2 protein-coding genes and 1 pseudogene are annotated in these 3040 nt (G+C 57.4%); all 3 read left to right on the top strand.

Features of this window, described 5'->3' with window-relative positions:
• Positions 1-569, top strand: a 569-nt coding sequence (locus tag C816_RS21180; protein WP_016324465.1) for a hypothetical protein, incomplete at its 5' end; no start/stop codon positions are given.
• 300 nt (positions 570-869) lie between these two features.
• Positions 870-1727: a tyrosine-type recombinase/integrase gene (locus C816_RS21175; protein ID WP_016324464.1), complete on the top strand. Its 858-nt coding sequence runs from the start codon at positions 870-872 to the stop codon at positions 1725-1727.
• Positions 1728-2065: 338 nt separating this feature from the next.
• Positions 2066-3040: pseudogene (locus C816_RS24420) on the top strand (hypothetical protein); the annotation flags it as partial.

Below are 3040 nucleotides of genomic sequence, written 5' to 3'. Positions count from 1 at the left end.
ATGAAACCAGGTATTCCTCCAACACATCAGACGAGGACTGCTATCTGTGCGGGGGCGGCATCGAAAGCCTGGTTCCGTCATATTGGGGGCAGGACAATATTGCGCTCATCAGCTTAAATACCTTTGAGATCAAGCCGCTTGAAATCAACCGCTATGACAGACTGAACGGGCAGTTGATTGAAGAATATGCTGGCGTTGTGTCTTTCGGTGGCGGTGGCAGCACGGACGGCGGATTCTCTGCCAGTTTGATGTTAGATTATGACCGGGGGTACGCTACTGGCTCTGTGGACTTTCTCGCCGACGAAACCCTGGACGTGGACAAGGCCGCTTCTTTCTTGTGTGCTGACTGCTTGAATGAGATTTTGCCGCAGAAGGTCAGCCAGTGTTTTGGTGTTGGCGCTATCAATCTTGCTACAAAGGAAATCCAGTTGTTTGAAGAAAACCTTGCCGGGTTTGGCCTGGAAGATTTTTATATCGACTGCAATCTGGCAGAACGCAAGAACGGCGATTCTCGCCAGATGGATATTTTAATTTTTTACTGCCCAATACGGTATGAGGAAACGCCCTGAAAGGGCGTTTCCCTTCCTGCGCGGATGTGCAGGAATGAGCGACCGAAGGGAGCGCAAAGCCACGCCGTCAGGCGTGTTCGACTGGACGCAGAGCGGCCAGTCCGGGGCTTGGGGGGACCCCAACGGGCGTATTGGAAAATCCGAAAAGGATATTCCAATACATTGCTCGCCCGTGTTATAGGAACTTTCCGGCTGCCTGCGTCTCCGTTCCCGCGTTCCAACGCAAAAGGACCATCTTTTTCGCAAGAAGCGCCTTCAATCCGGTACAATATGCGTATCGAAAACAAGGAGGACCTTCCCATGCGGAAACAGAACCATCCCACGCTCACCCCGGAATTGATACGGCGGTACATAGAACATCTGCGGGAACAGGAGCGAAGCCCCGCCACCCTGCAAAAGTATGCCCACGACCTCCACGCCCTGCGGGACTTCCTGGACGGCGGCGAGCTGACCAAGACGGCGCTGATCGGCTGGAAAGCCCAGCTCATTGAGGCCCACGCCCCGGCCACGGTCAACTCCATGCTGGCGGCGGTCAACGGCTTCCTGGCCTTTATGGGCTGGCGGGAGCTGTCCGTCCGGCTGCTGAAAATCCAAAAGGCCCTGTTCCGGGACGAGGGTCGGGAGTTATCCCGCGCCGAGTACGCCCGCCTCGTCCACGCGGCGGAACAGTCCGAGAATGAGCGGCTGGCCCTGATTCTGCAAACCATCTGCGCCACAGGTATCCGGGTATCCGAATTGAAATTCATCACCGCCGAGGCGGTCCGAACGGGCAGGGCGGAGATCGTCAACAAGGGCAAGCGCCGCGTCCTGTTCCTCCCGGACCAGCTGCGGCGGCTTTTGAAAAAATATCTCCAGAAACAGAAAATCACCGCCGGGCCGGTGTTTGTCACCCGGACGGGCAAGCCCGTGGACCGCTCCAACATCTGGCGGGATATGAAAGCCCTCTGCGAGCGCGCCGGGGTGGAGCCGGGGAAGGTGTTCCCCCACAACCTCCGCCACCTGTTCGCCCGGACTTACTATTCGCTGGAGAAAGACCTGTCCCGGCTGGCGGATATTTTGGGCCACTCCAGCGTCACCACCACCCGCATTTACACCGCCGAGAGCGGCCTTGTCCACGCCCGGCAGGTTGAGCGGCTGGGCCTGATCCTTACAACATAGTTTTCGTTCTGTTGTCGAGGGCGAAAAAAAGACCACAACAGAATTTTCGTTCTGTTGTGGTCATGCCGTTCTGAGGCATTATATACTTCCTAAATTATACATACCGAGGGCAAAAAAATCAAGTGCCAATCGGTATTTGGGCATGACAAGCAGGCGGGACAAATACAATTTTTTGCCGCGCCAGCTTTGCTATGCGAATTTAAGAAAATGGGGGTGTCATTTTCTACAAAAACAAGGTATAATAAAGGCAATCCAATTTGCGGGTATTCCCAGACCACAACAGAACGAAAACTATGTTGTCAACAACCGGGCAGCGCCCGGAATGGAGGGTATGACTTATGAAACGAGTATTGGCTGTTTTCCTGACCTGCGTTTTTGTGCTGGGTTTGCTGCCGCTTCCGACCTTTGCGCTGGAGACGGACAGCGGGGGCCTTTGCCCACACCACACCGAACACAGCTATGAAGTCTGCGGCTACATAGAATCCGTGGAGGGCCAGCCCTGCGGCCACGTCCATAACGGGGACTGCGGCTTTGCGGAGGCGGCGGAGGAAATTCCCTGTGATATGGGCTGCGCCGAAGCGGGGGAGGACGGACAGACCGTCCATGACGAGGGCTGTGCCTATACCCCGGCGGCGGAGGGCGCTCCCTGTCTGCATGAGCATGACGGCGAGTGCGGCTATGTCCCCGCTGACCCCGGCCAGCCCTGCGGTTATGACTGCCGTATCTGCCCGGTGCAGGAGATGCTCGATGCGCTCCCGGACGCGGAGGACGTTACCGCCGGCAACCGTGCCGGGGCGGAGGCCCAGCTTGCCGCCATTGACGGGGCGCGGGCGGAGCTGACGGACGAGGAGGCCGGAGAGCTGGATATTTCCCGCTATCAGGCCGTTGTGTCCGCGCTGGCGGCGCTGGATGAACAGGCTGGAGCCGAGGTTCCTGTGGCGGCGGCAGCGGAGCAGTTCCCTGCCCTCACCCCCGGCGAAACTTATTGGTTCGACCTGTCCGGGGCGGATATTCCCGGAACGGTAAACAGTGCCGTGCCGGACGCCACCCTCCATTGGGTGCCCTTTACCTACGCGGGGACAATCAACGCCTATAAGCTGACAAGCTCACAAGCGACCACCCAAGAATATGCCGAAAATAGCCAATACGACCACAGCCTGTTCATCGCGGACTACAACGTGACCAATACAGTGTCTTGGAACGATCTGAACAATAAAGACATGATTTTCGGCACAGCCTACGCCAGCGGCGGCGTGGACTACACCATGCGTGCGCCCTCGGCGGGAAGCGGTTTTACTGGTTCCGGTAATTCT

The sequence above is a fragment of the Oscillibacter sp. 1-3 genome (genome assembly GCF_000403435.2).
GTDB lineage: Bacteria > Bacillota > Clostridia > Oscillospirales > Oscillospiraceae > Oscillibacter.
Note: the sequence above shows the minus strand (reverse complement) of the source record. Positions and strands in the feature narration are given on the sequence as shown.